Source organism: Phytohabitans aurantiacus, from assembly GCF_027923225.1.
Taxonomy (GTDB): Bacteria; Actinomycetota; Actinomycetes; order Mycobacteriales; family Micromonosporaceae; genus Phytohabitans; species Phytohabitans aurantiacus.
In genome coordinates this window covers 87,593-114,149 of record NZ_BSDI01000012.1, presented here as the reverse complement: position 1 = coordinate 114,149, position 26,557 = coordinate 87,593, and the positions used below count along the sequence as shown (strand labels likewise).

General features: G+C 71.5%; 22 protein-coding genes and 1 tRNA gene. 14 read left to right on the top strand and 9 right to left on the bottom strand.

Features of this window, described 5'->3' with window-relative positions; genetic code table 11:
* Positions 1–34: 34 nt before the first annotated feature.
* From QMG73_RS15320 to QMG73_RS15295, 6 genes are read left to right on the top strand one after another with little or no spacing between them, the layout of a single operon-like run.
* On the top strand, positions 35–655 hold the full coding sequence (locus QMG73_RS15320; RefSeq protein ID WP_281895955.1) for a TetR/AcrR family transcriptional regulator: 621 nt from the start codon (positions 35–37) through the stop codon (positions 653–655).
* Between the two features lie 15 nt (positions 656–670).
* Positions 671–1,459, top strand: a complete 789-nt coding sequence (locus QMG73_RS15315; protein ID WP_281895953.1) for a TIGR03084 family metal-binding protein — start codon at positions 671–673, stop codon at positions 1,457–1,459.
* The gene (locus QMG73_RS15310; protein ID WP_281895951.1) at positions 1,456–3,135 is read left to right on the top strand and encodes an acyclic terpene utilization AtuA family protein; all 1,680 of its coding nucleotides are present in this window, start codon (positions 1,456–1,458) and stop codon (positions 3,133–3,135) included. The genes QMG73_RS15315 and QMG73_RS15310 overlap by 4 nt, the downstream gene beginning before the upstream one ends.
* A 3-nt stretch (positions 3,136–3,138) precedes the next feature.
* Positions 3,139–4,737, top strand: a complete 1,599-nt coding sequence (locus QMG73_RS15305) for an acyl-CoA carboxylase subunit beta (RefSeq protein ID WP_281895950.1) — start codon at positions 3,139–3,141, stop codon at positions 4,735–4,737.
* A 12-nt stretch (positions 4,738–4,749) separates the two neighbouring features.
* Positions 4,750–6,774, top strand: coding sequence for an ATP-binding protein (locus QMG73_RS15300; RefSeq protein ID WP_281895949.1), 2,025 nt, complete (start codon positions 4,750–4,752; stop codon positions 6,772–6,774).
* Positions 6,775–6,781: 7 nt separating this feature from the next.
* The gene (locus QMG73_RS15295) at positions 6,782–7,933 is read left to right on the top strand and encodes an acyl-CoA dehydrogenase family protein (RefSeq protein WP_281895948.1); all 1,152 of its coding nucleotides are present in this window, start codon (positions 6,782–6,784) and stop codon (positions 7,931–7,933) included.
* Here QMG73_RS15295 and QMG73_RS15290 read toward each other — a convergent pair.
* From QMG73_RS15290 to QMG73_RS15265, 6 genes are all read right to left on the bottom strand, one after another.
* The gene (locus QMG73_RS15290) at positions 7,925–8,617 is read right to left on the bottom strand and encodes a cellulose binding domain-containing protein (RefSeq protein ID WP_281895945.1); all 693 of its coding nucleotides are present in this window, start codon (positions 8,615–8,617) and stop codon (positions 7,925–7,927) included. The genes QMG73_RS15295 and QMG73_RS15290 overlap by 9 nt on opposite strands.
* Positions 8,618–8,685: 68 nt before the next feature.
* The gene (locus QMG73_RS15285; protein ID WP_281895942.1) at positions 8,686–10,167 is read right to left on the bottom strand and encodes a serine/threonine-protein kinase; all 1,482 of its coding nucleotides are present in this window, start codon (positions 10,165–10,167) and stop codon (positions 8,686–8,688) included.
* A 34-nt stretch (positions 10,168–10,201) separates the two neighbouring features.
* Positions 10,202–13,813: an adenylate/guanylate cyclase domain-containing protein gene (locus tag QMG73_RS15280; RefSeq protein ID WP_281896008.1), complete on the bottom strand. Its 3,612-nt coding sequence runs from the start codon at positions 13,811–13,813 to the stop codon at positions 10,202–10,204.
* Positions 13,810–14,643 (bottom strand): MBL fold metallo-hydrolase, encoded by an 834-nt coding sequence (locus QMG73_RS15275; protein ID WP_281895938.1) that lies wholly within the window; start codon positions 14,641–14,643, stop codon positions 13,810–13,812. Before QMG73_RS15275 ends, QMG73_RS15280 begins: the two co-directional genes overlap by 4 nt.
* A 72-nt stretch (positions 14,644–14,715) precedes the next feature.
* Positions 14,716–15,174 carry a RidA family protein gene (locus QMG73_RS15270; protein WP_281895935.1) on the bottom strand — a complete coding sequence of 153 codons (459 nt, stop codon included), beginning with the start codon at positions 15,172–15,174 and terminating at the stop codon, positions 14,716–14,718.
* A complete protein-coding gene (locus QMG73_RS15265; RefSeq protein WP_281895932.1) occupies positions 15,174–15,332 on the bottom strand; it encodes a DUF4177 domain-containing protein in 159 nt (52 codons plus the stop codon). The genes QMG73_RS15270 and QMG73_RS15265 overlap by 1 nt, the downstream gene beginning before the upstream one ends.
* Before the next feature lie 97 nt (positions 15,333–15,429).
* On the opposite strand from QMG73_RS15265, the gene QMG73_RS15260 reads away from it, so the two are divergent.
* Genes QMG73_RS15260 through QMG73_RS15250 form a run of 3 tightly spaced genes read left to right on the top strand, consistent with a single transcriptional unit; the run spans position 15,430 to position 18,461 of the window.
* Complete coding sequence (locus QMG73_RS15260) at positions 15,430–16,299, top strand: Rv0361 family membrane protein (protein WP_281895929.1); 870 nt, start codon at positions 15,430–15,432, stop codon at positions 16,297–16,299.
* Between the two features lie 22 nt (positions 16,300–16,321).
* The gene (locus QMG73_RS15255; RefSeq protein ID WP_281895928.1) at positions 16,322–17,290 is read left to right on the top strand and encodes an ArsA-related P-loop ATPase; all 969 of its coding nucleotides are present in this window, start codon (positions 16,322–16,324) and stop codon (positions 17,288–17,290) included.
* Positions 17,291–17,333: 43 nt separating this feature from the next.
* The gene (locus QMG73_RS15250; protein WP_281895926.1) at positions 17,334–18,461 is read left to right on the top strand and encodes an ArsA family ATPase; all 1,128 of its coding nucleotides are present in this window, start codon (positions 17,334–17,336) and stop codon (positions 18,459–18,461) included.
* Here the strand turns inward: QMG73_RS15250 and QMG73_RS15245 are convergent.
* Positions 18,448–18,738, bottom strand: coding sequence for a WhiB family transcriptional regulator (locus QMG73_RS15245; RefSeq protein ID WP_265247998.1), 291 nt, complete (start codon positions 18,736–18,738; stop codon positions 18,448–18,450). The genes QMG73_RS15250 and QMG73_RS15245 overlap by 14 nt on opposite strands.
* Before the next feature lie 417 nt (positions 18,739–19,155).
* Here QMG73_RS15245 and QMG73_RS15240 point away from each other — a divergent pair, with 417 nt between their 5' ends.
* Positions 19,156–21,579 carry a penicillin-binding protein gene (locus tag QMG73_RS15240; protein ID WP_281896005.1) on the top strand — a complete coding sequence of 808 codons (2,424 nt, stop codon included), beginning with the start codon at positions 19,156–19,158 and terminating at the stop codon, positions 21,577–21,579.
* Positions 21,580–21,667: 88 nt separating this feature from the next.
* On the opposite strand, the gene QMG73_RS15235 is transcribed toward QMG73_RS15240, so the two are convergent.
* Complete coding sequence (locus QMG73_RS15235; RefSeq protein WP_281895924.1) at positions 21,668–22,123, bottom strand: GatB/YqeY domain-containing protein; 456 nt, start codon at positions 22,121–22,123, stop codon at positions 21,668–21,670.
* Positions 22,124–22,148: 25 nt separating this feature from the next.
* Between QMG73_RS15235 and QMG73_RS15230 the strand changes: the two genes are divergently transcribed.
* The 3 genes from QMG73_RS15230 to QMG73_RS15220 all read left to right on the top strand — a co-directional run bounded on the left by QMG73_RS15230 (position 22,149) and on the right by QMG73_RS15220 (position 23,571).
* Entirely contained in the window at positions 22,149–23,042 is an 894-nt protein-coding gene (locus tag QMG73_RS15230; protein WP_281895922.1) for a metallophosphoesterase, read from the top strand.
* A 56-nt stretch (positions 23,043–23,098) separates the two neighbouring features.
* A tRNA-Pro gene (locus QMG73_RS15225) sits at positions 23,099–23,175 on the top strand.
* A gap of 27 nt (positions 23,176–23,202) precedes the next feature.
* Complete coding sequence (locus tag QMG73_RS15220) at positions 23,203–23,571, top strand: effector-associated constant component EACC1 (RefSeq protein WP_407676805.1); 369 nt, start codon at positions 23,203–23,205, stop codon at positions 23,569–23,571.
* A 61-nt stretch (positions 23,572–23,632) separates the two neighbouring features.
* On the opposite strand, the gene QMG73_RS15215 is transcribed toward QMG73_RS15220, so the two are convergent.
* Positions 23,633–24,877 carry an MATE family efflux transporter gene (locus QMG73_RS15215; RefSeq protein WP_281895920.1) on the bottom strand — a complete coding sequence of 415 codons (1,245 nt, stop codon included), beginning with the start codon at positions 24,875–24,877 and terminating at the stop codon, positions 23,633–23,635.
* 75 nt (positions 24,878–24,952) lie between these two features.
* Here QMG73_RS15215 and QMG73_RS15210 point away from each other — a divergent pair, with 75 nt between their 5' ends.
* Positions 24,953–26,518: a hypothetical protein gene (locus QMG73_RS15210; RefSeq protein ID WP_281896000.1), complete on the top strand. Its 1,566-nt coding sequence runs from the start codon at positions 24,953–24,955 to the stop codon at positions 26,516–26,518.
* Positions 26,519–26,557 lie beyond the last annotated feature (39 nt).

Here is a 26,557-nt window from a genome sequence, read left to right as displayed (position 1 = left end):
TGACTGTTTGTTTCTGTACGGGCAGGCTGAGGGTGTGCCGGTCCGTACCCCGCAACAGGAGCGCAGTCGCGTCACCCAGGCCCGCCTCCTGGAGTCCACCGTGGAGTGCCTCGTCGAGCACGGCTGGTCGGGCACCACCACGACCGTGGTCGCTGCCCGGGCCGGCGTCTCGCGCGGCGCCCAGCTGCACCACTACCCCACCAAGTCCGAGCTGGTGATGGCCGCGGTCGAGCACCTGGCCGAGCGCCGCGCTGCCGAGATCCGGCAGGAGGCGGCCGTCCTGCCCGCCGGTCCGCAGCGGCTCGACCGGGTCGTCGACATGCTGGCCGCGGCGTTCACCGGCCCGCTCTTCGTGGCCGCCCTGGAGGTGTGGGTGGCTGCCCGCACCGATCCCGACCTGCGTGCCGCCCTCGTCCCGCTCGAAGCCCGGGTGGGCCGGGAGATGCACCGGCTCGCGGTCGACCTGCTCGGAGCCGACGAGCGCGCGCCCGGGGTGCGGGAGGCCGTGCAGGCCACCCTCGACCTGCTGCGCGGGCTCGGCGTGGCCAACCTGCTCTCCGACGACACCCATCGCCGCCAGGCCCTGCTAGCGGCGTGGAAGAAGCAACTCGCCGCGCTTCCTGGCCTCGCCGGCGGCGCGCTCGCCAACCTCTGACAGGAGACGACGCCCATGGTCGACCTCGACGGACTGCTCGCCGACCTCGCCGACGAGTCGGCCGACCTGGATGCCCGGGTCGGCCCGCTGCCGGACGCGCACTGGACCCGGCTGACGCCCGCCGACGGCTGGACCATCGCGCACCAGATCGCGCACCTCGTCTGGACCGACCACATGGCGATGCTGGCGGCGACCGACCCGGACGCGTTCCACGCCTCGATGGCCTACGCCGCCACCGATCCCGAGCACTTCATCGACCGGGGCACGGAGGAATGCCTGGCGCCGCCCGCCGAGCTGCTGGCCCGCTGGCGCACCGGCCGGGCGGCCCTCGCGGACGCCCTCAAGGCCGTGCCGCCGGGCGCGCGCCTGCCCTGGTACGGCACGGAGATGTCGGCGCCCTCGATGGCGACCGCACGGATCATGGAGACGTTCGCGCACGGGCAGGACATCGCGGACACGCTGGGACACCGCAGGGTGCCGACCACGCGCCTGCGGCACGTGGCGCACCTCGGCTTCCGCACCCTCGCGCACAGCTTCCTGACCCATGACCGGCCTGCACCCACGGAGCCCGTCCGGGTCGAGTTGGTCGGACCCGATGACGTCTGGGTGTACGGTCCGGCCGGTGCCGCGAATCGGGTGACCGGCCCGGCGCTCGACTTCTGCCTGCTCGTCACGCAGCGCCGGCACCGTGCCGACCTGGCACTGGTGGCCACCGGCCCGGTCGCCGACGAGTGGCTCGACATCGCACAGGCCTTCGCCGGCCCGCCGGGCGCCGGCCGCAGACCAGCCAGCAGCCTTCCATGATCCGCATCGGCAACGCGTCCGGCTTCTACGGCGACCGCTTCGCCGCCTGGCAGGAGATGCTCGACGGCGGCCCGCTCGACGTGCTCACCGGCGACTACCTGGCCGAGCTGACCATGCTCATCCTCGGGCGAGACCGCCTGAGAGACCCGTCGCTCGGGTACGCCCGCACCTTCCTCCGGCAGATGGAGCAGTGCCTCGGCACCGCGCTCGACCGCGGCGTACGCATCGTGACCAACGCTGGCGGGCTCAACCCCGAAGGGCTGGCCGCCGCGCTCGACTCGCTCGCCGCGCGGCTCGGCCTCCGCGCGCGCGTCGGGTACGTCGCCGGCGACGCCGCCGAACGCGACGGTGCCCTCACGGCCAACGCCTACCTTGGCGCGTTCGGCATCGCCTCGTGCCTCGACGCCGGCGCGGACGTCGTGGTGACCGGCCGGGTCACGGACGCGTCCCTGGTGGTGGGGCCGGCGATCGCCCACTTCGGCTGGGGGCGCACCGACTTCGACGCGCTCGCGGGCGCCACCGTCGCCGGGCACGTGCTGGAGTGCGGGGCCCAGGCCACCGGCGGCAACTTCAGCTTCTTCACCGAGCTGCCCGACGGTGGGCGGCGGCCCGGCTTTCCGATCGCCGAGGTGCACGCCGACGGGTCCACCGTGATCACCAAGCATCCGGGTACCGGCGGTGCCGTCACCGTCGACACCGTGACCGCGCAGCTCGTGTACGAGGTGGGCGGGCCGGCGTACCTCGGGCCGGACGTGGTGACCTATCTCGACTCGATCACGCTGGCGCCCGATGGTCCGGACCGGGTGCGCGTCACCGGGGTCCGTGGCACGCCCCCGCCTCCCACCCTCAAGGTCGGCGTCAACACGCTCGGCGGCTTCCGCAACGCGATGACGTTCGTACTGGTCGGGCTCGACATCGAGGCCAAGGCGGCACTCGTGCGAACCCAGCTCGAAGCCGCGGTCGGCACCGATGGGCTGGCCTTCACGCTGACGAGTACCGGCGAAGGCGCCCTGCTGCGAGCCCAGATCCACGACGCGGACGCGAAGCGCGCGGGCCGGGCGTTCTCGGCGGCGGCGGTCGAGCTGGCCCTCGCCTCGTACCCGGGCTGCTTCCTCACCACGCCCCCGGCCGACGCCTCGCCGTACGGGGTCTTCACGGCCGGGGCGGTGCCGCAGCGCGAGCACGTGGCGGTCCACCCCGACGGCACCCGCGTGGCGATCGCGCCGCCGCCGACGACCGCGCTTTCGGACGACCCGCCGCCCGCCCTTGAAAGGGAGTCGGAAGGACCGCCACCCCGAGGCGTAGGCACCCGGTCGGGTGACAAGGGTCCGGACGCCAACGTCGGTGTCTGGGCGCGTTCCGGCGAGGAGTACGCCCGGCTGCGGGCCTGGTTGACCGTCGACCGGTTCGCCGAGCTTCTCCCTGAAACCGCTGGCCGGCCCGTTGAACGGTACGAGCTGCCCAACCTGCGGGCGGTCAACTTCGTCGTACGCGGGCTGCTGGCATCGCCCGCCCAGGTGGATCCGCAGGCCAAGGGGTTGGGTGAGCGACTGCGTTTCCGGATAGCGGATCTGTCCCGTGTCGCCGCAGGCGAGCCGCTCGTTACGGAGGTGGCGCGGCGTGCGACTGGGCCGGCGCGCGCGTCCGAGATCAATGTGAACCAGATGGGGGTCTGAGCCATGGCCGTCCTGGACACCACCATCGACCCGCGTACCCCGTCGTACCTGGAAAACCGCGGCGTGATGCTGGAGCGGATCGCGGAGCTGGAAGCCGCGCTGGACAGTGCTCGCGGTGGTGGCGGCGAGAAGTACGTGACCCGCCATCACGCGCGGGGCAAGCTCCTGCCGCGCGAACGGATAGAGCTGCTGCTCGACCGGGACGCGCCGTTCCTCGAGCTGTCGAGCGTCGCCGCGTGGGGCACCGACTATCCGGTCGGTGGGAGCGTGGTGACCGGCATCGGCGTGGTCGAGGGTGTCGAGTGCGTGATCGTCGCCAACGATCCGACCGTGCGGGGCGGCGCCGTCAACCCGTACGCCCTCCGCAAGACCCAACGGGCCGGTGAGATCGCGCTGGCGAACCGCCTGCCCCTGGTCAACCTGGTCGAGTCCGGCGGCGCCGACCTGCCAAGCCAGGCCGAGATCTTCATTCCCGGCGGCCGGGTCTTCCGCGACCTGACCCGGCTGTCCGCAGCGGGCGTCCCCACGGTCAGCGTGGTCTTCGGCAACGCGACCGCTGGCGGCGCGTACGTGCCGGGCATGTCGGACTACACGGTCATGGTGCGCAACCAGGCCAAGGTCTTCCTGGCCGGGCCGCCGCTGGTGCGCATGGCCACCGGCGAGGTCACCGACGACGAGTCGCTGGGCGGCGCGGCGATGCACGCGACCCGGTCCGGGCTCGCCGACTACATCGCCGAGGACGAGCGCGACGGCATCCGGCTCGCACGCCAGTGCGTGCGCCGCCTCAACTGGCGCAAGGCGTCGAGCGCGCGCAACGCACTGCCCGCGCCGCCCAAGCACGATCCGGAAGACCTGATCGCCATCGCGAGCGCCGACCTCAAGGTGCCGTTCGACCCGCGTGAGGTCCTTGCCCGGGTACTGGATGGCAGCGAATTCGACGAGTTCAAGCCGGGGTACGGCACCGCCCTGGTGACCGGCTGGGGCGAGCTGCACGGGTACCCGGTCGGCGTGCTCGCCAACGCGCGCGGCGTGCTCTTCTCCGAGGAGTCGCAGAAGGCGGCACAGTTCATCCAGCTCGCCAACGCCGCCGCCACACCGCTGCTGTTCCTGCAGAACACGACCGGGTACATGGTCGGCGCCGAGTACGAGCAGCGCGGCATCATCAAGCACGGCGCCCTGATGATCAACGCGGTCGCCAACTCGAAGGTGCCGCACCTGACCGTCAACCTTGGCGCGTCGTACGGCGCCGGCAACTACGGCATGTGCGGCCGGGCGTACGACCCGCGCTTCCTGTTCAGCTGGCCGAACGCGAAGTCGGCCGTGATGGGCCCCGCCCAGCTGGCCGGCGTGCTGTCGATCGTGGCCCGGCAGGCGGCCGAGGCCAAGGGCCAGCCGTACGACGAGGACTCCGACAAGGCGATGCGCGCCATGGTCGAGCGGCAGATCGAGACCGAGTCGGTGGCGCTGTTCCTCTCCGGCCGGCTGTACGACGACGGCGTCATCGACCCGCGCGACACCCGGACGGTGCTCGGGCTCTGCCTGTCCGCGATCCACAGTGGACCAATCGAGGGCGCCGCCGGGTACGGCGTCTTCCGGATGTGAGGGGTGGCCACAATGATCCGACGACTCCTGGTGGCCAACCGCGGTGAGATCGCCCGCCGGATCTTCGCCACGTGCCGGCTGATCGGCATCGAGACGGTCGCCGTCTACTCGGACGCGGACGCCGACGCACCGCACGTCGCCGAGGCGGACTACGCGGTACACCTGCCCGGCAACGCGCCCACCGCGACGTACCTGCGCGGCGACCTGATCGTGGCCGCGGCCCGCAAGACGGGCGCGGACGCCGTGCACCCCGGGTATGGCTTCCTGGCCGAAAACGCGGACTTCGCTGCTGCGGTGGCCGACGCCGGGCTCACCTGGGTCGGTCCGCCGGCGAAGGTGATCCAGCTGATGGGTTCCAAGATCGAGGCCAAGGCGCGGCTGGCCGACGCGGGCGTGCCGATGCTGCCCACGTACCTCGATCCGGAGCAGGTAACCGACTTTCCGGTGATGGTGAAGGCGTCCGCTGGCGGTGGCGGGCGCGGCATGCGCATCGTCCGCGAGGCGGAGTCGCTCGCCGAGGCGGTGGCGTCCGCCCGGCGCGAGGCGGCCGGCGCGTTCGGCGACGGCACGGTCTTCTGCGAGACGTACGTCGAGCGTGCCCGCCACATCGAAGTACAGATCTTCGCGGACACGCACGGCAACATCGTGCCGTTCGGTGAGCGGGAGTGCTCGATCCAGCGCCGGCACCAGAAGCTCATCGAGGAGACGCCGTCGCCGGCGGTCACCCCGCAGATGCGCGAGGACCTGTGCAACGCCGCGGTGGCGGCCACCCGCGCGGTCGGGTACGTCGGCGCCGGCACCGTGGAGTTCCTGCTCACCCCGACCGGCGAGTTCTACTTCCTGGAGATGAACACCCGCCTCCAGGTCGAGCACGGCGTCACCGAGTGCGTGTCCGGTGTGGACCTGGTGCAGCTTCAACTCCTTGTGGCGGAAGGCTTGCCGCTGCCGATGGCGGGCAGCGCGCCGCAGATCCGGGGCCACGCCATCGAGGTACGGCTGTGCGCGGAGGACCCGGCGTACGCCTGGCTGCCGGCGACCGGCACGCTGCACCGGTTCCGGGTGCCGGAGGTGGTCGCCGAGTTCCGGGCGCTGCCACAGCCCGGCCTGCGTCTCGACTCAGGAGTGCGGGACGGCTCGGTCATCGGCGTGCACTACGACTCGATGCTCGCCAAGCTGATCGCGTGGGCGCCGACCCGGCATGAGGCGGCGCGCCTGCTCGCCTCGGCGCTGACGCGCACCGAGATCCACGGCGTGGCCACCAACCGCGACCTGCTGGTGCGCGTCCTGCGCCACCAGGCGTATCGGTCCGGCGAGATCGACACCGGCTTCCTCGACCGGTACACCGAGGTGTTCGCGCCACTGCTGTCCTCTGTGGACGCTGTCCGGGTCTCGTGCCTCGCCGCGGCGCTGGCCGGCGCGGCGGCTCGCCGGGCGGACGCCACGGTGCTGCGCTCGCTGCCGTCCGGGTGGCGCAACGTGCCGTCCGGCGCGCAGATCACCGTGTACGACGGGCCCGCCGGCCCGGTCGAGGTCGGGTACCGGCTGCACCGCGCCGGCGATCTGGCGGGCTGGTGGGTCCGCGCGGTCGACCCGGAGGAGCTGGATCTGGCCGGGCTCGGCCACCCGCCGGTGACCGACGACCACCCGGCGGTGGCGATCGTCGAGGCGGAACCGCACCGCGTGGTGCTCGATCTGGCCGGCATCCGGCTCACCTTCCGGGTGCACCGCGTCGGTGACGCCTCCTACGTGGACAGTCCAGAAGGGTCGGTCACCCTCGCCGAGTTGCCGCGCTTCCCCGAGCCGGCGGCGGAGCTGACCGACGGCTCACTCCTCGCACCGCTGCCCGGAGCCGTCAGCCGGGTACTGGTGGTGTCCGGCCAGCGGGTCGACGCCGGCGAGCTGCTCATGACGCTGGAAGCGATGAAGTTGGAACACCCCGTACACGCGCCGGCCGCAGGGGTCGTCACCTCGATCCCCGTGAGCGCCGGCGCGCAGGTCGACACCGGAACGGTACTGGCGGTCCTCACCCCCGAGTAGGTCTACTGTGGACTTCGATCTCACCCCTCAACAGTCCGACCTCCGCGACGCCGTGGCGGCCCTCGGTCGCCGCTACGGCCACGACTACTTCGTGGCCAAGGCGAAGGCGGGCGAGCACACCACCGAGCTGTGGGACGAGGCCGGCAAGCTCGGCTACCTCGGCGTGAGCGTGCCCGAGGAGTACGGCGGGGGTGGCGGCGGCATCACCGAGCTGGCCATCGTCTGCGAGGAGCTGGCCGCCGCGGGCTGCCCGCTGCTGCTGCTCGTGGTCTCGCCGGCCATCGCCGCCACCGTGATCGCCCGGCACGGCACCGGCGAGCAGCGAGCCCGCTACCTTCCCGGGTTCGCCGACGGGTCGTTGAAGGTGGCGTTCGCGATCACCGAACCGGAGGCGGGTTCGAACTTCCACAAGCTCGGCACGACCGCGCGGCGGGACGGGGACGACTGGCTGATCTCCGGCCGCAAGTGCTTCATCTCGGGCGTCGACGAGTCGGCGTACGTGCTGGTGGTGGCCCGGGTGGCCAGCGGTGACCGGCTCCAGCCGGCGCTCTTCATGGTGCCTGTCGACGCGCCCGGCCTCACGATGTCCAAACTGGACATGGAGATCGTGTCGCCGGAGAACCAGTGGCTGCTGTACCTGGACGGCGTGCGGGTACCGGCCGACGCCCTGATCGGTGACGTAGAGGCGGGCCTGCCCGCGCTGTTCTCCGGGCTCAACCCCGAGCGGATCACGGTCGCCGCCATGGGAGCCGGCACCGCCCGGTACGCCCTGGGGCGGGCCAGCGGCTATGCGTCCACGCGGCAGGTCTGGGGCCGGCCGATCGGGGCGCACCAGGCGGTCGCGCACCCGCTGGCACACGCGACCGTGCAGGTCGACCTGGCCAGGCTGATGATCGCCAAGGCGGCCACCCTGTACGACGCGGGACGCGACCTGGAAGCCGGAGTCGCGGCGAACATGGCGAAGTACGCGTCGGCGGAGGCGGCGGCGCTCGCCGTGGACACAGCCATACAGGTGCACGGCGGCAACGGCATGACCACGGAGTACGGCGTCGCGACGCTGCTCGGTGCCGTGCGGGCCGGCCGGATCGCACCGGTCAGCCGCGAGATGATCCTGAACTTCGTGGCCCAGCACGTCCTGGACCAGCCGCGTTCATATTAAGCAGGCCGCGCCGTTCGCTGTGCACGACGATGGTTTGTCGCCGCTGCCGACCCGGTCGTAGTGGAACCGCAACGGCACGGACCTTCCCCCGTCCACCGGTACGCCGCTGGTGAAGATGTACGCGTCGCCGGAGCGGCGCATCGTGCCCTGCGGTGCGCCCTCGATCCAGAACGTGCGCAGGTTGCCCACGTTCGACGGAAATTGCAGCCGCACCGTCCAGTTCTGCGGACTGTTCCCCCTGTTCGACACCAGCACCTCGCCGATGAACGAGTCGCCGAACGAGTCGAGCACCTGGTACCGGCCGGTGACGGTGGTCTGCGGTGGTGGCTGCGGGACAACCGGCGGCGACTCCTGCTCCGGATCGGGAGGCGTCTCGCGGCCCGGAGTGGTGCGTACCGGTGCCGCCGGGCGCGTGGGCACCACGGAGGCGGACGGCGTCGGCGCGGGTGTCGAGGGTGGCGGCGTGGTCGGCTCAGGATCGGCCGGGACTGGGAACTCGATCGGGGGCGGCAGGGCACCCGGCTCGGCCGCCGAACCGGCGGGAGTGTCGGGCCGGAGCGACAGCACGATCGAGGTGACCATCAGCCCGATCATCAGCGCGACGCCGAAGAGCGTCGGTATCCAGGGCAGCACTTCGGACGCGGTCGGCTTGCGTACCGCGAACAGACGACGTAACCCGGGCACGGCGGCTCCCCATGCAGACGTTCCCCGCAGGGTGACATACGCATGAGCTGCGGATTTGGATCAACAGCTCAGCGACCAAGTGTGTGACCGGTCAGCGCGTTGGTCCCCTTGCCCGCGAGGCACCGGAAATCACCCTCGCCGGGCAGCACCTCGAACTGCCAGCCCTCGGGGCTGAAGATCAGGGTCGTCTGCGAGAACGTGAAGCGGCTGCAGAGGGCCTTCACGGCCGGATCGGCCTTGACCTTGGCCAGGCCGGCGCCGGCCAGACCCGACGGCAGGTCGCCGATCGCGTACGACTCCCAGGTGTGCCGGCCGGCGCAGGGCACCTGCTCGGCGCGGACCTTGCCGCCGGTGGTGCTGACCGGTCCGTAACACTCCTCGGCCTCCGGACAGCGCCCGCCGTTGATCGGCACCAGGCAACCCGGGAGCGCTCCACCGGCCGACAGTGAGGTGGCCCCGATGATCGGCTCAGTCGTCGAGACCGCCGTCGGGGTCGGATCGGGCCCGGGCGCACCCACCGCGTACCACGTGCCCGCGCTGACCATGAGCGCCACCACCAGGGTGGCCAGGCCCGCCAGCCACCAGCGCAGGCGGCCCCGCCCCCGCTTGGACGGCACGGTCGGCGTGCTGTCGTCACCGTGGGTGGGCGCGGGCGGCGAGTAGTTGCGCGAGACGTATACGCCCTGCCCGGTGGGCTTCTGCGACGCCGGTGGCGCGGGAACGTGCGCCAGGGACACCTCGCCCAGCGAGTCGCGCAACGCCGCCGCCGAGGGGCGCGCGGTGGGATCGTTGGACATCCCCCGCCGCAGGAGCTCCATCAGGGCCGGCGGCGTCCCGGGCAGGTCGGGGACCGGCTGGTTGAAGAGCTCGACCAGGGTGATCAGGCTCGGGTTGCGGTCTTCGTGCCAGCGGGGCGGCTTACCGCGCATCACCGCGTACAGGGTGGCGCAGAGGGCGTACACGTCGACGGCTGGCGAGGGCGCGCTGTGCCGGAACATCTCCGGCGGCGCGTACGCCGGCGTGAGCACCTCGAGGGTCACCGACGAGTCGCGGGTCTCGGCGAGGATCGCGAGCCCGAAGTCGGCCAGCGCTGGCTCGCCGAACCGGCTGCATAGGATGTTGGCCGGTTTCACGTCGCGGTGCAGCACGCCGAGCTGGTGGGCGTCGGCCAGCGCGTCAGCGATTTTCACGCCGATGTCGCGCGCCTCAGCCGGAGTGAGCGGCGACTTGCGCATGCGCTCGGCGTACGAGCCGTCGCACAGCTCCATGATCAGGTAGGGGTGCTGGTCGGCGGTCACACCGGCGTCGAAGAGGTCGACGACGTGCGGGTGGGACGACATCCGGCCGGCCGCACGCGCCTCGCGCAGGAAGCGGCGCTGGTCGCGCTCGTTGTCGAGGGTGCGATTCTCCACCTTGACGGCGACCTCGCGGGCCACCGAGACCTGCGTCGCGCGATAGACGGTCGCGTATCCCCCGCGGGCCAAAACCGACAATTCAGACAGGCCCGGCACGACCGGTAGCGGAAGCGCGCCAGGACGGGTGTCGGTCACGCGTAAGAAGGTACCGAAGACAGCGCGCGACCACTCACGGCGCCGCCTGTACTCCGGCCAGGCGCTCACGGACGGCATCGGCGCCGGCCCGCTCGCCCAGCCGCTGCGTCGAGTACGCCAGCCGGACCGCCTCGTCGGCCGCCGCCACCGCCTCGTCGTGCTGACCTGTGGCGGCCAGCGCCTCGGCGAGTACCTCGGCGGCCGTCACACAACTGCGTACATCTTCCGCCGGCACCGCGATCGCCCGCCTCGCCCAGTCGAGCGCCTGCTCCGGACGCCCATCGGCGAGCAGCGCGGCCGCGTAGCTGGCCAGCGCCTGCCGCCGCGAGAAGAGCAGCGCCGGCCCCTTGGCCGCGGTGGCGATCGGGGCGAGCAGCCCCACCGCAGTGGCCGAGTCGCCGGACAGCAGCCGTGCCCGTGCCAGCAGCACCCGCGGCCCAACCTGGGCGGGCGCGAGCGGATTGTGCGGCTCGACGCTGGTGATCACGGACTGCGCGTCACACTCCGCGCTGGCCGCGTCGCCACGCTCCAGCGCCACGAACCCGCGCATCGTGCCGGCGATGCCCGTGAGCAGCGGATGGCCGATCCGACCGGCGTATTCGAGAGCGTCGGTGAGCAGGTCGGTGGCGTGCTCCGGCTCGCCCAGCCCGCGCGCGATCGCGCCCCGCACCACGAGGGCGAACCCGCAACCCCAGTCGTCGCGTGCGGCGTCGAACTCGCGGTATGCCTGGCGGGCCTCGCGGTCGGCCTCGGTCAGGTCGCCCATCTCGGCGGCGGCGAACGCCTCGACCGCGCGGAGCGTGCCAACCGCCCACGCCTCGCCAACGCGCTCGCCGAACGGCAGGAACACGCGAGCCAGCCGGCGCGCCTCGGCCAGCCGGCCCGCGAGCAGCCGCGCGAACGCCGTCGTGCCGCGCAACCATGCCCGCCCGGTCGGGTCGCCCAGCTCGGCGAAGAGCCGGGCGGCGCGCCCGAGCACCGCGTCGGTGCCGGCGAAGTCGCCGCGCGTGGTGGTCACCCACGCGAGGTCCTGCAGTGACCACGCCTGGCCGAGCCGGTCGCCGGCGGCCAGGTCGACCTGATACGCCCCCGCGAACCTGCTGCTGGCCTGGGCCAGCCGCCCGCGCAGGTAGTCGGCCATGCCGAGCCGCCGCATGGCCTCGGCCCGCGGGCCGGGCAGACCCGCCTCCGTGGCCACCTGCAGCGCCTCGTGCCATGCCTGCCGGGCTCGCGCCGGCTCGCCGAGCACCCGGTGGGCGCGGCCGATGACGAGCAGCGCGCCGGCCCGGCACGCGGCGTCGTCGGCGGAGTTCGCGGCGATCTTCTCGGCGTACGCCAGGGCGTCGCCCGAGCGGCCGGTCTGCAGTAGGGCGCGGGCGAGCACCAACCGATCGGCGCCGGGCAGCCCGTCGCGGGCCAGCCGGGCGGCGCGCTCGGCACGCTCGACGGCGAGGGTCGGCTCGCCCTGAGCGAGCGACCGCCGGGCGGCCCGCCCCAGGGCTGCGACACCGAGCGGAATGACGGTGCGTGCGGCCGCGTCGGGACGCAGGCTGACCGCGTCGGCGAGCGCGGCGGCCGCCTCGACGTGGTCGGCGATGAACGCGTCGCGGTCGGCCGGCGACATCCCCCCGAACCCGCCGATGCGGTGGGCGTGGACGGCGCCGTTGGCCGGCGCGGCCCACTGCGCCAGGGCGGCGTGGCGCTCGGCCAGGTCGGCCTTGCCGATGCCGGCGTAGGCCGCCTCACGCATCAGCGGGGTCGGGAACGCGTATCCGTCACGGGTGCGCCGCAACATCCGGCGCTGGAGCAGCTCGTCGACGGCGCGCTCGAGCTCGACGGCAGCCACGGCGGTCGGGCGGCCGGACCGGCCGGTCCCCCGCTCGCGCAGCGCCTCCAGGGTGCCGCCGGGCACCGTGTCACCGATGACCGCGGCGTCACGCAGCACCCCCCGCGCGTCGGCCGGAAGCGCGTCGATGCGCGCGGCCAGCACGGCGGCGAGGTCGCGGGAGAGCAGCCGGGTGCCCAGCGAGCCGGGTGCCAGCCGCCATAGGCCGGTGGCGCGGCCGGCCGGTGTCAGCGCGCCGCGCTCCATCAGCAGCGTGACGAGCTCGGCCAGGTAGAACGGGTTGCCCTGCGCGGTGGCGAGCAGCCGGTCGGTGTCGGCCTGCGGCAGCTTGCCCCCGCCCAGGTACGACGTGAGCAGCCGGGCCGCGTCGGAGCCGCGCAACGGCGGCAGGGTGTGCGCCTCGGCCTCGGAGAGCCGGGTCAGCGCACCCGCGGTGCGGACCAGCTCGGGCCGCCCCAGCAGCAGCACCAGGACCGGGCCGCTCAGGCGGGCCAAGGTCACGCCCAGCGCGTCGACCGTCTCGGGCGTGGCGTCGTGCAGGTCGTCGACGATCACCAACAGTGGCGTCTCGACGGCCAGCGCGCTGAGCAGCTGCGCCACCGCCGCCGGCATCGCCTGCGCGTCAGGCCCCGGCCCGTCTGGGCTCCACTCCGCCACGCCGGCAGGCACGCCGTGGGCGGCCGGCATCTCCCCGTATCCCATGAGCGTCAGCAGCAGCTCGATGGCGATCGGCGGCGCCTCGGCGTCTGGCTGCGACCGCGCGAGCCGCTGTGCGAGCCGCTTGAGCCGCTCCTCGACGACCGCGCGGGTGACCGCCGTGGCCGCGTCGCGGGGCAGGCCGATCGCGGTGCGCACCAGGTCGGCGAGGGGAGCCAGCCGGCGGCGCTCACCGAACGCGGCGCAGCGCACCGACAGCACCCGAGCCCCCGTGCGCGCGGCGTACCGCCCGGCGCCGACGTCGTATCCGGCGGCGAACCGCTCGGCCTCGCCCGCGAACCGGGTCTTGCCGATGCCCGCCTCGGCGGTCAGCACGAGAACCCTCGGCTGCTCGCTCTCGATGACCTCGGCCAGCCGGCCCGCGAGCCGCCCGATCTCGGCGTCACGCCCGACGAACGGCGCCTCGTCGCCCAGGCCGGACCGCGTGCCAGGTGCGTCGTGGAGCCCGAGCAACTCGTATGCCCGGACGGGCTCGCGCTTGCCCTTGAGGCGTAACGGGCGCAGCTCGCGCCAGGAGGCCACATGCCGGGTCGCGCTGGAGGTACTGGCACCCGCGTAGACCGCACCGACGGCGGCCGCGTCCGCGAGCCGGGCCGCCGTGTTGACCGTGTCGCCGATGACCGTGTACTCGATCGAGGCCTGGATGCCGGCGACCACGTCGCCGGTGTTGAGCCCGACCCGCAGCCCGAGCGGGGCACCGCCGCCGCGCTCGTCGTCGAGCACCCGGCGGACCGCGCGCTGCATGCTGAGCGCCGCGCGCACCGCCCGCTCGGCGTCGTCTTCGTGGGCCACGGGCGCGCCGAAGACCGCCATGATCCCGTCACCGGTGAGCTTGTCGACGTGACCGCCGAACGTCTTGACGGCACCGGCCAGCGCCGCCAGCACCCGGTCGGTGACCGCGCCCACCCGCTCCGGGTCGAGGTCTTCGGACCACGACGTGAAGTCGGAAAGGTCGCCGAACAGCACGGTCACGACCCGCCGCTCTGCCGCGGGCAGCGTGGCGGCGGCGGGCAGCGCTGCACCACAGTTGTGGCAGAAGCGCGCGTTGGGCACCGCTACGGTGCCGCACACCGGGCAGGTCACGGTGAGTCCAACCACACTTGGCCGGAATCCGATTCCCCGTTGGCGACACCGAGATACGCCAGTTGGGCCCGTACCGACCATTCGGCCGCCGGCCACAGCGAGCGGTCGACGTCGGCGTAGACCTTCGCTACGACATCCGGCACGCTGCGTGCCCCTTCGGCTACGACCTGTCGCACCTGCTCGAGCCGGGCCTGCCTGTGCGCCAGGTAGAACCGGGCCGCCGCGGCGCAGTCGGCCAGCGCGGGACCGTGCCCCGGCAGCGCCGGCACCCCCTCATACGCCGACAGCCGCGAAAGGCTCGCCAGATAGTCACCCAGGTCGCCGTCGGGCCAGGCGACCACGGTGGTGCCCCGGCCCAGGATCGTGTCGCCGGTGAAGATCGCCCGCTCGCCACCGGCCTCGATCTCGAAGCAGACCGAGTCACGGGTGTGCCCCGGCGTCGACACCGCCCGGATCTCCAGGCCGAAACCGCCCAGGCTCTCGTCGGGATCGAGCGGATCGACCCCGACACAGTGCTCCTGGCTGGCCGCGATCACACCACAGCCGCCCAAGCGCTCCGACAAGGCGCGGGCGCCCTCCACGTGATCGGGATGACCGTGCGTAATCAGGACAAACCCGACCGGCGCGTGCGCGGCGATCGCGTCGAGGTGCCCGCCGTCGAGCGGCCCCGGATCGATCACCACCGCGTGCTCCTCGCCGGGCACGCGCAGGACCCAGGTATTTGTCCCGTCCAGCGTCATCACGCCCGGGTTGGGCGCGCGGATCAGCGTCACCCAGCCCGGCACCTGGTCAGCGAGCGCCCCCGCCGGCGCCGTGACATGCCCCACCATGCCAGCGATGGTACGGCGGTTGTATGACAACGCTGGTTTGGCGCTTGCTCCGCTCGTCCGGCCGCTCAGCGATCAGGCGACCTCGACGATGACCTCGACCTCGACGGGCACGCCCAGCGGCAGCTCCGCGACGCCCACCGCGCTGCGCGCGTGCTGGCCGGCCTCGCCGAAGACCGCGCCGAACAGCTCGGACGCGCCGTTGATCACGCCCGGCTGACCGGTGAACCCCTCGGCCGACGCCACGAAACCGGTCACCTTGACGATCTTGACCACGTTTTCCAGGCCGACGAGCGAGTCGATGGCGGCGAGCGCGTTCAGCGCGCACCGCTCGGCCAGATCCTTGGCCTGCTCGGGAGAGACCCCGGACCCGACCTTGCCGGTGGCCAGTACCTTGCCGTCGGCGATGGGCACCTGCCCCGACACATACACCCACTTGCCGGACTGCACGGCTGGCACATACGCCGCCACGGGCGGGGTGACTTCCGGCAGCGACAGCCCGAGTTCGGCGAGTTTCGCGTACGGGTCGGCCATCACGCCGACCTGGGACGCTTGAGGTAGGCCACGAGCTGCTCGGCGTTCGGGCCTGGCACCACGGCCACCAGCTCCCAGCCGTCCTCACCCCAGTTGTCGAGGATCTGCTTGGTCGCGTGTACCAACAGCGGCACGGTGGCGTACTCCCACTTCTGCATGCCGGCACCCTAGCGCGCGGGACGACCGGGGTCGCCCACCGCGTGCCCCGGAGCGTTACCCTGACGGGCACACGATCGCGGGCCTGTGGGGGAGACCATGACGCAACCGCCGTACGGCGGCGCCAACCAGCAGCCGGAGGGCCAGCCTGGCTACCCGCCGCCGGTCGACCCGTACGCCGCGCCGCCCGCGCAGTCGCCGCCGCCCACGTCGCCGCCACCGCCCCCGCCCAACTACGGCCCCTACCAGCAGCCGCAGTACGGGCAGCCGACGTCGAGCCCGCCGTACCCGGCCCAGCCCACCTCGGGCCAGCCGTACGCGCCGACGTCCGGCTCGCCGTACTCGCCGCAGCCGGTCTCCGGGCAGCCGTATCCACCGCAGCCCACCTCCGGCCAGCCTTACCCGCCGCAGCCGGTGTCCGCCCAGCCCTACCCGCCGCAGCCCACCTCCGGCCAGCCGTATCCGCCGCAGCCGGTCTCGGGATACCCGGCGTATCCGGGCGGTCCGGTGCCCGGCCCGCCGAAGAAGCGCACCGGCCTGGTCATCGCCGCGGTGGTGGCGGCGGTCGCCGTCGTGCTCTGCGGAGGCGGCATCACGGGCGCGGTCCTGCTGCTGCGCAACACCGAGCCCAACCCCGGCCAGGCCGAGCCGGTCGCCGCTGTGCGAGAGTTCCTGAAGGCCGTCTACACCGACCAGGATCCGGCCAAGGCAAACGACCTGGTCTGCGCCGAGTCGCGCGACGAGTCCGAGATCAAGAAGAAGGTCGACGAGGTCAAGAACCTGGCCACGAAGTACCAGAGCCCGCGATACAAGTGGGACGAGCCGAAGGTCGACAACCAGGACTCGGAGAGCGCGAAGGTCTCCGTGAAGGTCACGATGACCACGTCCGACGAGAAGATCGCCGAACAGCAGCTCACCTTCACCGTGGTGCAGAAGACCGGCTGGTTCGTCTGCGAGATCTCTTCGTAAGTGATCGGACTACGCTCAAAACGTGCCCGGTAGCGAACAGGACCCGAGAGCGGCGTGGCCCGCGCGGCTGCACGTCGTCACGGGTAAGGGCGGCACCGGCAAGACCAGCGTGGCCGCCGCGCTGGCCCTCGGGCTCGCGGCGGGCGGCCGGCGCACCCTGCTGGTCGAGGTCGAGGGCCGTCAGGGCATCGCCGAGCTGTTCGAGACCGAGCCGCTGCCGTACGAGGAGCGCCGCATAGCCACCGCCGCTGGCGGCGGCGAGGTGCGTGCGCTCGCTGTCGACGCCGAGCTTGCGCTGCTGGAGTACCTGGACCTCTTCTACAAGCTGGGCGCCGCCGGCCGGGCCCTGCGCAAGGTCGGCGCCATCGACTTCGCCACGACGATCGCCCCGGGCATGCGCGACGTCCTGCTCACCGGCAAGGTCAAGGAGGCCACCACCCGCACCGCGGAGGGCCGGCGGGTGTACCACGCGGTGGTACTCGACGCGCCGCCCACCGGCCGCATCGGGCGCTTCCTCAACGTGACGGCCGAGACCGCCCGGCTCGCCAAGATGGGTCCGATCAAGACGCAGAGCGAAGGCGTGGCCGCGCTCCTCCGCTCGCCCATGACCTCGGTACACGTGGTGACCCTGCTGGAGGAGATGCCGGTACAGGAGACGGTCGACGCGATCAACGAGCTGACCGCGCTGGGTATCCCGATCGGCAAGTTGATCGTCAACGCCACCCGGCCACCGCTGCTCGCCGACGCCCGGGTCACCCAGGCCGAGCTGCGCCGCGGGCTGGCCGCCGCCGGCCTGCCGACCGAACGAGGCGTCGTCGCCGGGCTGCACGCCGAGGCGAAGGCCCACCAGACTCGCCGTGCGCTCGAAGAGTCCCTGCGGCTGGACCTGGCCGAACTGGGTCGCCCGATGGTGGAGTTGCCGCTGCTCCCGGAGGGCGTCGACCGCGCCAGCCTCGACAAGCTGACAGCGGCGCTGCTCACACCACAGTGAGCGCCCTGTGACCGAGCCGGTGAGATCCGGATACGCTCGACCGGTGCCCTCGCTCGACGTGGACCGCATTCTCGCGGACCCCAACGTGCGGATCGTGGTCTGCTGCGGCTCGGGTGGGGTCGGCAAGACCACTACTGCCGCCGCGCTCGCCCTGCGCGCCGCCGAGCGCCATGGGCGTCGCACGGTCGTCCTGACGATCGATCCGGCGCGCCGGCTCGCCCAGTCGCTGGGCCTGACCGAGCTGGACAACACGCCCCGGCAGGTCAAGGAGATCGACGCCGGCGAGGCGGGCGGCGAGCTGCACGCCATGATGCTCGACATGAAGCGGACCTTCGACGAGGTCGTGCTCACCCACACCGACCCGGTCCGCGCCGCCGAGATCTTCGCCAACCCCTTCTACCAGGCGATGAGCTCCACCTTCTCCGGCACGCAGGAGTACATGGCCATGGAGAAACTGGGCCAGCTCCACGCGCGCGGCGAGTGGGACCTGATCGTGGTGGACACCCCACCGTCACGCTCCGCGCTCGACTTCCTCGACGCACCCGCCCGGCTCGCGCGGTTCCTCGATGGACGGATGCTGCGCCTCCTGCTGGCGCCCGCCCGCGCCGGTGGCCGCAGCATGTTCACGCTGGTCACGGCCTCCTTCAACGTGTTCACCAAGGTCGTCCAGAAGATCATCGGCGCGCAGCTGCTGACCGACCTGTCCGGGTTCGTGGCCGCGCTCGACTCCATGTTCGGGGGCTTCCGGCAGCGCGCCGAGCAGACGTACCGGATACTCCAGGCTCGGGAGACGGCGTTTCTGCTGGTCGCGGCGCCCGAGCCCGACGCGGTCCGGGAGGCCGCGTTCTTCGCGCGCCGCCTGAGCGAGGAGCGCATGCCACTCGCTGGGCTGGTGCTCAACCGGGTACACCACACGGCGGTGGATCTGTCCGCGGAGCGGACCCTGGCCGCGGCGGCCGAGCTCGACGAGCTCGGTGGCCATGAGGCCACCGCCGAAGCGCTGCGGGTGCACGCGGCGCTGGCCCAGCAGACGGCCCGCGAGCAGAGCGTGGCCGCCGTCTTCACGGACGCCTTCCCAGGTGTACCGACGGTCGAGGTGACGGCGCAGCCCGCCGACATCCATGACGTCGACGGGCTGCGTACGGTAGGTGACGCCCTCAGCCGGCGGTGACCAGGACCTTCTCCTTGTCACGCATGGCTGCCTCGAACATTTTTCGCCAGCTGCCCACGTGCGGGTGCCGGCGCAACAGCGCACGCCGCTCGCGTTCGGTCATGCCACCCCACACACCGAACTCGATGCGGTTGTCCAGCGCATCCGCCAGGCACTCATAGCGCACTGGACAACTGCGACAGATCCGCTTCGCGACGTTCTGCTCGGCCCCCTGCACGAAGAGTGCATCAGGGTCGCCGTTCTGGCACGCTGCCATGCTCGGCCAGTCTGTGATCATCCCGTCCCCCCTTGCAGTTCCGCTTCCCGACTGTCCACACCAATGCCCGGTCGGGACTCCCCCCGGACACTTGCTGTCCATCCCCCGAGTCCAGCAAGTGCACGTGCAATACTCGCCGGACCATCATGCTCTGTAGTCGTACGATTACGCAACGTTGTCTGGCAAATCCATCGAACCGGACATCGCGGACGGTTCCCGAGCGCCCGGATCATGGGTACCCCGCACCCATCTGCGAAAACTCAAGTCAAGTGTCCCGCGAGGGGGTCAAACTCAACATCAGGAGAACGCATCCGCACGCAGGGGGTCGTGCGTCTAGCACAACGAGGCCAGCGCCCGCAGGACATGCCCGAAAGTCGTAGGACTTTCCTGGGGACTGCCCCTCGTGGACCTCTCACGTACCCTGACGGGGTGACCTGGATGCGGAAGCGTGACCACAACCTGCTGACGAACGCCGCGTCGCTGCTGATCTGCGGTTTGCTGGCGGGCGTCGTGGTCGCCGCGGCCGCTTTTCCGGCGGTTGCGATGTCGGGTTTGGCCGCTAAAGCGGGCGCCGAAACGTTCGACAACCTGCCCAGCGAGTTGACGGTCAAGCGCCCCCCGCAGATCTCGTATGTCTACGCGTCCGACGGCAAGACCCTCATCGCCACGATGTACGACGAGAACCGGCGGGACGTGCCGCTCAAGGACGTCGCGCCGATCATGCAAGAAGCGATCATCGCGGCCGAGGACCACAACTTCCGCACCCACAACGGCGTCGACGCCAAGGGCATCGCGCGCGCCTTCGTCGCCAACAACCAGGCGGGTACGACCACGCAGGGCGCGTCGACGCTCACCATGCAGCTCGTCCGCATGCTCATCGCGTACTCGGCGACGCACCCGCAAGACGTCGTGGCCGCCACGGAAGACACCAACGCTCGCAAGTTCCGCGAGATGAAGTACGCGCTCCAGCTCGACAAGGAGATGTCGAAGGAAGAGATCCTGGAGCGCTACCTCAACACCGCACCCTTCGGTAACGGCGCGTACGGGATCTTCGCCGCCAGCCAGGTCTACTTCGGCAAGCACCCGAAGGACCTGAAGATCGAAGAGGCCGCGATGCTCGCCGGCATGGTCAAGGCGCCCTCAGCGTACGACCCCACCACGCCGGCCGGGCACCCGCAGGCGCTCGACCGCCGCAACTACGTCATCGACAACATGGTCGAGACCAAGGCCATCACCGTTGAGCAGGCAACGGCCGCCAAGGCGGTCGAGCTGAAGGTCAAGGACAAGCGCACCCCGAACGGCTGCGTCGCCGCCAGCAAGAACCACTGGGGCTTCTTCTGCGACTACTTCTACCGCTGGTGGATGGAGCAGGAGACGTTCGGCGCCACCACCTACGACCGCGAGCGACGCCTGAAGGCCGGCGGCTACCAGATCGTCACGTCACTCGACGCGAAGACGCAGGACGCGGCCAAGAAAAACGTCGAGAAGCACCTCAAGACGGGCAACAAGCACGCCCTGATGCTCGCGGGTATCGAGCCGGGCAGCGGCCGGGTACGCGCGCTCGCCGTCAACCGCACCTTCAAGCTCGACGACCCCGAGCGCCCCCAGAACAAGATCTCGACCAACCCGGCGAAGGCCAAGAAGAAGATCCGCGGCACGTACCCGAACACGACCAACCCGCTGATGACCGGCGGCGGCGACATCCACGGCTACCAGTTCGGCTCTACGTTCAAGATGTTCACGATGGTGGCGGCGCTCGAAAAGGGCTACCCGCTCGAATACACCATCAACGCCAAGGACACCTACCAGTCGAAGTACATCATCGAGGCCGGCTCACCCGCGGCGTGCCCCGGCACCAACAAGTACTGCCCGTCGAACGCGGTGAAGTCGATGGCCGGCGTCCACAACATGTGGAGCGCGTTCGGCCGCTCGGTCAACACGTACTTCGTGCCGCTTGAGGAGCGCGCCGGCGCCGGCAACGTCGTCAAGGTCGCCCAGAAGATGGGCATCCGCTTCCTCAGCGCCGACGACGCCCGCCGGACCACCGAGGAAGGCGGCGTCGACCAGTGGGGCGCCTTCACCCTCGGCGTCTCCTCCGCCCTGCCGCTCGACCTGGCGAACGCCTACGCCACGCTCGCCGCCGAGGGCAAGTACTGCGAGCCGATCCCCGTACAGGAGATCCGCGACCAGGACGGCAACAAGCTCGACGTCGCCAACCCCCGGTGCGAGCAACGGATCAAGACCGAGGTCGCTCGGGCCGCCGCCGACGCCGCCCGCTGCCCGCTCGGCGACCGGTCGTCGACATCCAAGTGCGCGGGCGGCACCTCGCCGGGCGTTCGCGACATCGTGGGCAAGCCGGTGCTGGGCAAGAGCGGCACCACCGACGGCGAAAAGACCGCGTCGCTGATCGTCAGCACCAAGCAGCTCGCGGTGGCCGGCATCATCGCCGACCCGGACTGGGCACAGACCTCGGTCCGGTTCTCGCACGACCAGGTCAACCCGGCGGTATGGGAGACCGTGCGCGACGCCATGAAGGGCAAACCGTCGCAAAACTTCACGCCACCGTCCGGCAAAATCGTCGACGGTGACCAGCGGAGCATCCCGGACGTGAAGTGCAAGTCCATCGACGACGCCCGGTCCCGGTTGCGCAGCGCCGGCTTCGAGGTCGAGGTCGACCGGATCCCGGTCAACTCGTCGTGCCCCGCCAACACCGCGGCCGGCACCAGCCCCGACGGCCGCACCATCAAGGGCGGCATCGTCATCATCCAGGTCAGCAACGGCAAGGGCGCCCCACAACCGGGTACCAGCACTCCACCGGGCCGACGAGGCGGCGGAAACATATTCCCCCCGCCTAGGAACTAGCTCCGCCGCTGGCGGCCCCTTTGAGGGTCGCCAGCGGCGTTTCGGCTCGCCTTTCTAGACGGCTCGCCAGCCCGGACGGCTCGCCTTTTCAGACGGCCAGTTGGCGGCGGACCTCCGCTGCCACCCGGCCACCCTCGGCACGACCGGCGACAGCGGCTTGCGCCGCCTTCATCGCCGGACCCATCTGCGCCTTACCCGTGGCCGCAGCACCAGCCAGTGCCTCCGCGACGATGTCGGCCAGTTCGGCGTCGTCGAGCTGCTTCGGCAGGTACCGTCCGAGCACGTCCCCCTCGGCGTTTTCCCGCGCCGCCTGCTCTTCGCGCCCCGCCTGCGCGAACGCGGTGGCCGCCTCGCGGCGCTTCTTCGCCTCCTTGGTGAGCACGGCGAGCACCTCGTCGTCCGAGAGCGCCCGCTTGGCGTCGCCCGCGACCTCGGCCGCGCCGATCGCCGCCAACGCCATTCGCAGCGTCGACGTGGTGAGCTCGTCGCGCGCCTTCAACGCGGCGCGCATGTCGGTGGTGATGGTGTCCTTGAGCGTGCTCATGGTGGGTCAAACTACTCTGGGGCCCATGCGGAAGCGCACTCTCTTTTCGATCGCCGCCGGCACCGCCGCCGCGGGCGCCGCCACACTGGCGTACGCGTCTCTGATCGAGCGAAACATGTTCACGCTCCGGCGGTACGACGTACCCGTGCTCGCCCCCGACGCCGAACCGCTGCGCATCCTGCACCTCTCCGACATGCACATGATGCCCAACCAGCGCCGCAAGCAAGACTGGGTGGCCTCCCTCGCCGCCACCGACCCCGACCTGGTCGTGGTGACCGGCGACAACCTCGCCCACCCGGCCGCGGTCTCCGGTGCCCTGCGCGCGCTCGAACCGCTGCTCGACTACCCGGGCGCCTTCGTCTTCGGCTCCAATGACTACAAGGGCCCGGTCTGGAAAAATCCGTTCAGCTACTTCTTCCCCGACCGCGAGTACCGCCAAGGCGCCGACCTGCCCACCGAGGAACTGCGCGACGTCCTGGTCGGCGCCGGCTGGGCAGACCTCAACAACGCCCGCACCTCCCTCAAGGCCGGCGGCCGCCTCATCGAGCTCATCGGCGTCGACGACCCGCACGTCGGCCGCGACGAGTACGAACTCGTGGCCGGCCCCGCGTCACCCGAAGCCGACCTGCGCGTCGGCCTCACCCACTCCCCCGAGCCTTACATCCTCGACGCCATGTCCGGCGACGGCTTCGACCTGCTCCTCGCCGGCCACACCCACGGCGGCCAGGTCTGCGTACCGTTCGTCGGCGCCCTCGTGACAAACTGCGATCTGCCCCGCTCGATGGCACGTGGCCTGTTCCGGTGGCCCGGCTCCGACTCCTGGCTCCACGTCACCGCCGGCATCGGCACCCACCCGACCGCACCGGTCCGCTTCGCCTGCCCGCCCGAAGCCAGCGTCTTGACCTTGATCCCCCGGTAGCCGGGATACCGAGTTTGTCCCACCGGACCGGTCGGCTAGTATTACGCGGGCACGATCGGGGTGTGGCGCAGCTTGGTAGCGCGCTTCGTTCGGGACGAAGAGGTCGTCGGTTCGAATCCGGCCACCCCGACCAGGTCAGGGGCCATCCTCCATCAGAAGGGTGGCCCCTTTCGCATACCCTGCCGCCATGGGTTCGATCGATGTCGTCCGTGTTGTTCTGGGCAGCGGAGCCGCCGCCTCGAATGTGGCTGTCGCCACCGCGATTTTCGCCAAGAGCCGGCATAACCCTCACACGATCCTCTGGCGTCGCAGCCCGCTGCACGCTCCGCGGTTACAGGCCGCGATGCACCTGTTCATTGGCTTGGGCGTGGCCACCGGCTTGGTCGGAACCGCATTGTTCGAACGCCGCAGCACCGGGCACACGGTCATGGTCGCGCTGACCCTGCCGATACTCGCGGCAGCCGTCGTCATGGGCGTGATGATGGTTCGGCGGCGCGTGCGTGGTTCCCTACCGGCACCGCCCCCGTAGCGCGTCCGCGCCGATCAAGGGCATTCGCATCGATCAAGGGCGAATGCACGCGGAAATGCGATCAAATCACGTGCGTTTGCCCTTGATCGGCGGAAGAGGGCGGCGACGGCACGGAAGAGGGCGCCGGCGGCGCGGGCGCGGTGTGGAGGACGCGCACAAGCATGGCCGTGCCGGCGGCGACCGCCACTGTCAAGGCGCAGGCCAGGACTGAGCCGATTGATGGGCGGCCTAGTACCAGGATGGCTGGGGGCAACGCGGCCACCGCTATCCACAGCGGAGCTGACGGCCAGCGGGCGGATGCCGCGATCTGGGCGTTCAGCAGGAAGAAGATGATCGCGTACACGGCGCCCAGTGCCGCGAACCAGGGCGCGTCCGCTGTCAAGTACAGGTAGTCGGCGCCGCCCACCACGCGCACCGCCAGCTCGGACGCCACCGCCGTCAGCCCGACCAGTGCCAATCCGGCACCCGCCACCAACCCGAGCCCGGTCATCAGCGTGCGCCGGTGGCCCTGGGCGAGCCGAGGTAGGGCCAGCATCGTGATCACCTGCGGGGCCCAGATGGCGCCGCGGGTGAGCACCGCGCCGACGGCGTACGCGCCTGAGGCGGCCGCAGGGAGGACGGTGCGAGCGAGGATCAGGTCGGCATACGAGGCGACCAGCATCGCGAGTGTCGCGCTGGCGGCGGTGAAGACCGCTCCGCCGCCCAGGCGGCCCGAGGTGGTCACGTGAGGAGCGTGGCTCAGGCGGGCCACCACGGGGAGCGCGAGCCACGCCACCGCGAGGCCCACGACGAGTGAGCCGACCAGACCGAGGCCGGCCGCCAGTCCGATCACGACGCCGGCGTACCGGCCGAAGGCGACCAGGGCCAAGCCCACCGCCAGCTTGGAGAACTGCGACCGTCCCTGCATCTCGCCGAGGGACCGGCAGGCCAGCACGACCGGTACGGTCATCGCGGCGAGCAGCGGCGGCACCGCCACCGGCAGGTCGAGCACGGGCACCAGGATCGGGGTGGCGAGCAGGAGCGGGACGCCGCAGAACGTGGCGGTCGTCCATGACATCCGGCCGAGGTTGGCGGGATTCTCGCCTCGGGCGACCGATACCGCGATCGCGGTCTGGAGACCGACGCCGGGCACGGTGGCGATGGCGAAGAGGGCCATCGCGGTGGCGAGCGCGCCGAGATCGTCGGAGGTCAGATAGCGGGCGCCGAGGAGCGGCACGAGGTACGCGGCTAGGTTGACCACGACGTTTGCCGCCGTGACGACAGCGCCGGCACGGCCGAGCGAAGCCGCGCGAGTCGAAGAAGCCACGACACCTCCGGAAGATCGTCACCGTAGAGTGACCCGGTCAGCGTAGTGAGGAGGTCAACCGTGCGCGAACGGTTGATGCTCCACGCCACCGCCGCCCTTGTCACCGTAGCCATCCTGGCCCCGCTCGCCGCGCCCGGATACGTGCTCGCCTACGACATGGTCTTTGTGCCGCGGCAGCCGCTGCGCTGGGATTTTCTCGCCCCGGTCGACGCGCTGCCGAGGGCGGTGCCGCTGGACGCCGCCGTCTCGGTGGTCACACAAGTAGTCCCCGGGTGGCTGGTGCAGCGGATCGCGCTGGCCGCCATTGTCTATGCCGCCGCTCTCGGCGCGGGCCGCCTCGTGCCGACTGAGCGCACACTCAGCAGGATCGTGGCGGCGATCGGGTACGCGTGGACGCCTTTCCTCGCCGAGAGACTCCTCATTGGACAGTGGGGACTGCTGCTCTGCTACGCCGCTCTGCCCTGGTTGGTCGAGGCGGCACTCGCGAGGCGTACCGGCAAAATCGTCATCGCGGCCGCTGTCGCGTCTCTGACGCCGACCGGCGGCATCATCGCGTTCGTTTTGGTGTGTGTGCTTTCCGTTCCGTGGAAGGCAAGGCTGGCCGCCGCGGCTCTGAACGCGCCGTGGGTGCTGGCCGCGCTCGTGACGGCGGCGGGTGGGCGTTCCGACGCGGAAGGAGTGGCGGCTTTCGCGGCCCGCGGCGAAAACTGGAGCGGGCCGGTGGGCGCGCTGCTCGGCACGGGCGGCATCTGGAACGCGCAGACGACGCCCGACAGCCGCGGCTCGCTCCTGGCGCCGCTGGCGACGGTCGTGCTGCTCGCGCTGGCGGCCGCGGGATATCCGGTGCTGCGCCGCCGCTGGAGCGCGGCGACGCGACTGTCGGTGGTCGCTGTCGTCGGTTTCGTCCTTGCCCTTCTTGGTACTGGCCCAGCCGCCCCCGCCCTCGAATGGCTCGTCGCGCACGTGCCTGGTGCCGGGCTGTTCCGGGACGGCCAGAAGTTCCTGATGCCGTACGCCCTCCTCCTCATCATCTGCGCGGCCCTCGGCGCGGAGCGGCTCGGCCGCACCCCGGTGCTCGTCGGGGCGGCCCTGCTGCCGGTGGTCGTGATGCCGGATCTGGCGTTCGGCGGGGCGGGCCGCCTGCGGCCGGTGGACTACCCGCGCGACTGGGCGGTCGTGGCGAAGCGGGTCGAGGGCGGTGAGGTGCTGTCGCTGCCGTTCACGGCGTACCGCGCGTATCCCTGGAACCGCGACACCGTGGTCCTGGACCCGGCCCCGCGCTATCTGAAAGCGCCGGTGATCGTCGACGATGTCCTGCTCGTCGGTGACCTGAGCGTCAGCGGCGAGAGCGCGCGGGCCGCCGAGATCCGCCGTCGGCTCGCGTCCGGTGAGCCGGTGACCGATGTGCGGTGGGTACTGGTGCAGCACGGCGCGGGCGGTGAGGTGCCGGCGAGCGCCCTCGCGGGTCTCGATTTGGTCTACGCCGGCCCCACCCTCTCCCTGTACGAGAACCCGAGCGCGCCCACGACGGCGCCCGAACCGCGCTGGCCACTGCCTCTGGCCGGCCACGTGCTGGCGCTGGCGGTGACGGTCGCCGCGGTCGTACAGGAAAGCCGCCGGAAGCGCCCCTCCCATGACTAGCTACCGCGTGGTAACGTGCCCGCACTTGGATGCCATGAG

Coding starts and splice junctions, on each gene's coding strand:
- QMG73_RS15315 (WP_281895953.1), top strand. CDS start 671: ATGGTCGACCTCGACGGACTGCTCGCCGACCTCGCCGACGAGTCGGCC.
- QMG73_RS15310 (WP_281895951.1), top strand. CDS start 1,456: ATGATCCGCATCGGCAACGCGTCCGGCTTCTACGGCGACCGCTTCGCC.
- QMG73_RS15305 (WP_281895950.1), top strand. CDS start 3,139: ATGGCCGTCCTGGACACCACCATCGACCCGCGTACCCCGTCGTACCTG.
- QMG73_RS15300 (WP_281895949.1), top strand. CDS start 4,750: ATGATCCGACGACTCCTGGTGGCCAACCGCGGTGAGATCGCCCGCCGG.
- QMG73_RS15275 (WP_281895938.1), bottom strand. CDS start 14,643: ATGGTGGGGCATGTCACGGCGCCGGCGGGGGCGCTCGCTGACCAGGTG.
- QMG73_RS15270 (WP_281895935.1), bottom strand. CDS start 15,174: ATGGCCGACCCGTACGCGAAACTCGCCGAACTCGGGCTGTCGCTGCCG.
- QMG73_RS15265 (WP_281895932.1), bottom strand. CDS start 15,332: ATGCAGAAGTGGGAGTACGCCACCGTGCCGCTGTTGGTACACGCGACC.
- QMG73_RS15260 (WP_281895929.1), top strand. CDS start 15,430: ATGACGCAACCGCCGTACGGCGGCGCCAACCAGCAGCCGGAGGGCCAG.
- QMG73_RS15245 (WP_265247998.1), bottom strand. CDS start 18,738: ATGATCACAGACTGGCCGAGCATGGCAGCGTGCCAGAACGGCGACCCT.
- QMG73_RS15240 (WP_281896005.1), top strand. CDS start 19,156: ATGCGGAAGCGTGACCACAACCTGCTGACGAACGCCGCGTCGCTGCTG.
- QMG73_RS15235 (WP_281895924.1), bottom strand. CDS start 22,123: ATGAGCACGCTCAAGGACACCATCACCACCGACATGCGCGCCGCGTTG.
- QMG73_RS15230 (WP_281895922.1), top strand. CDS start 22,149: ATGCGGAAGCGCACTCTCTTTTCGATCGCCGCCGGCACCGCCGCCGCG.
- QMG73_RS15210 (WP_281896000.1), top strand. CDS start 24,953: ATGCTCCACGCCACCGCCGCCCTTGTCACCGTAGCCATCCTGGCCCCG.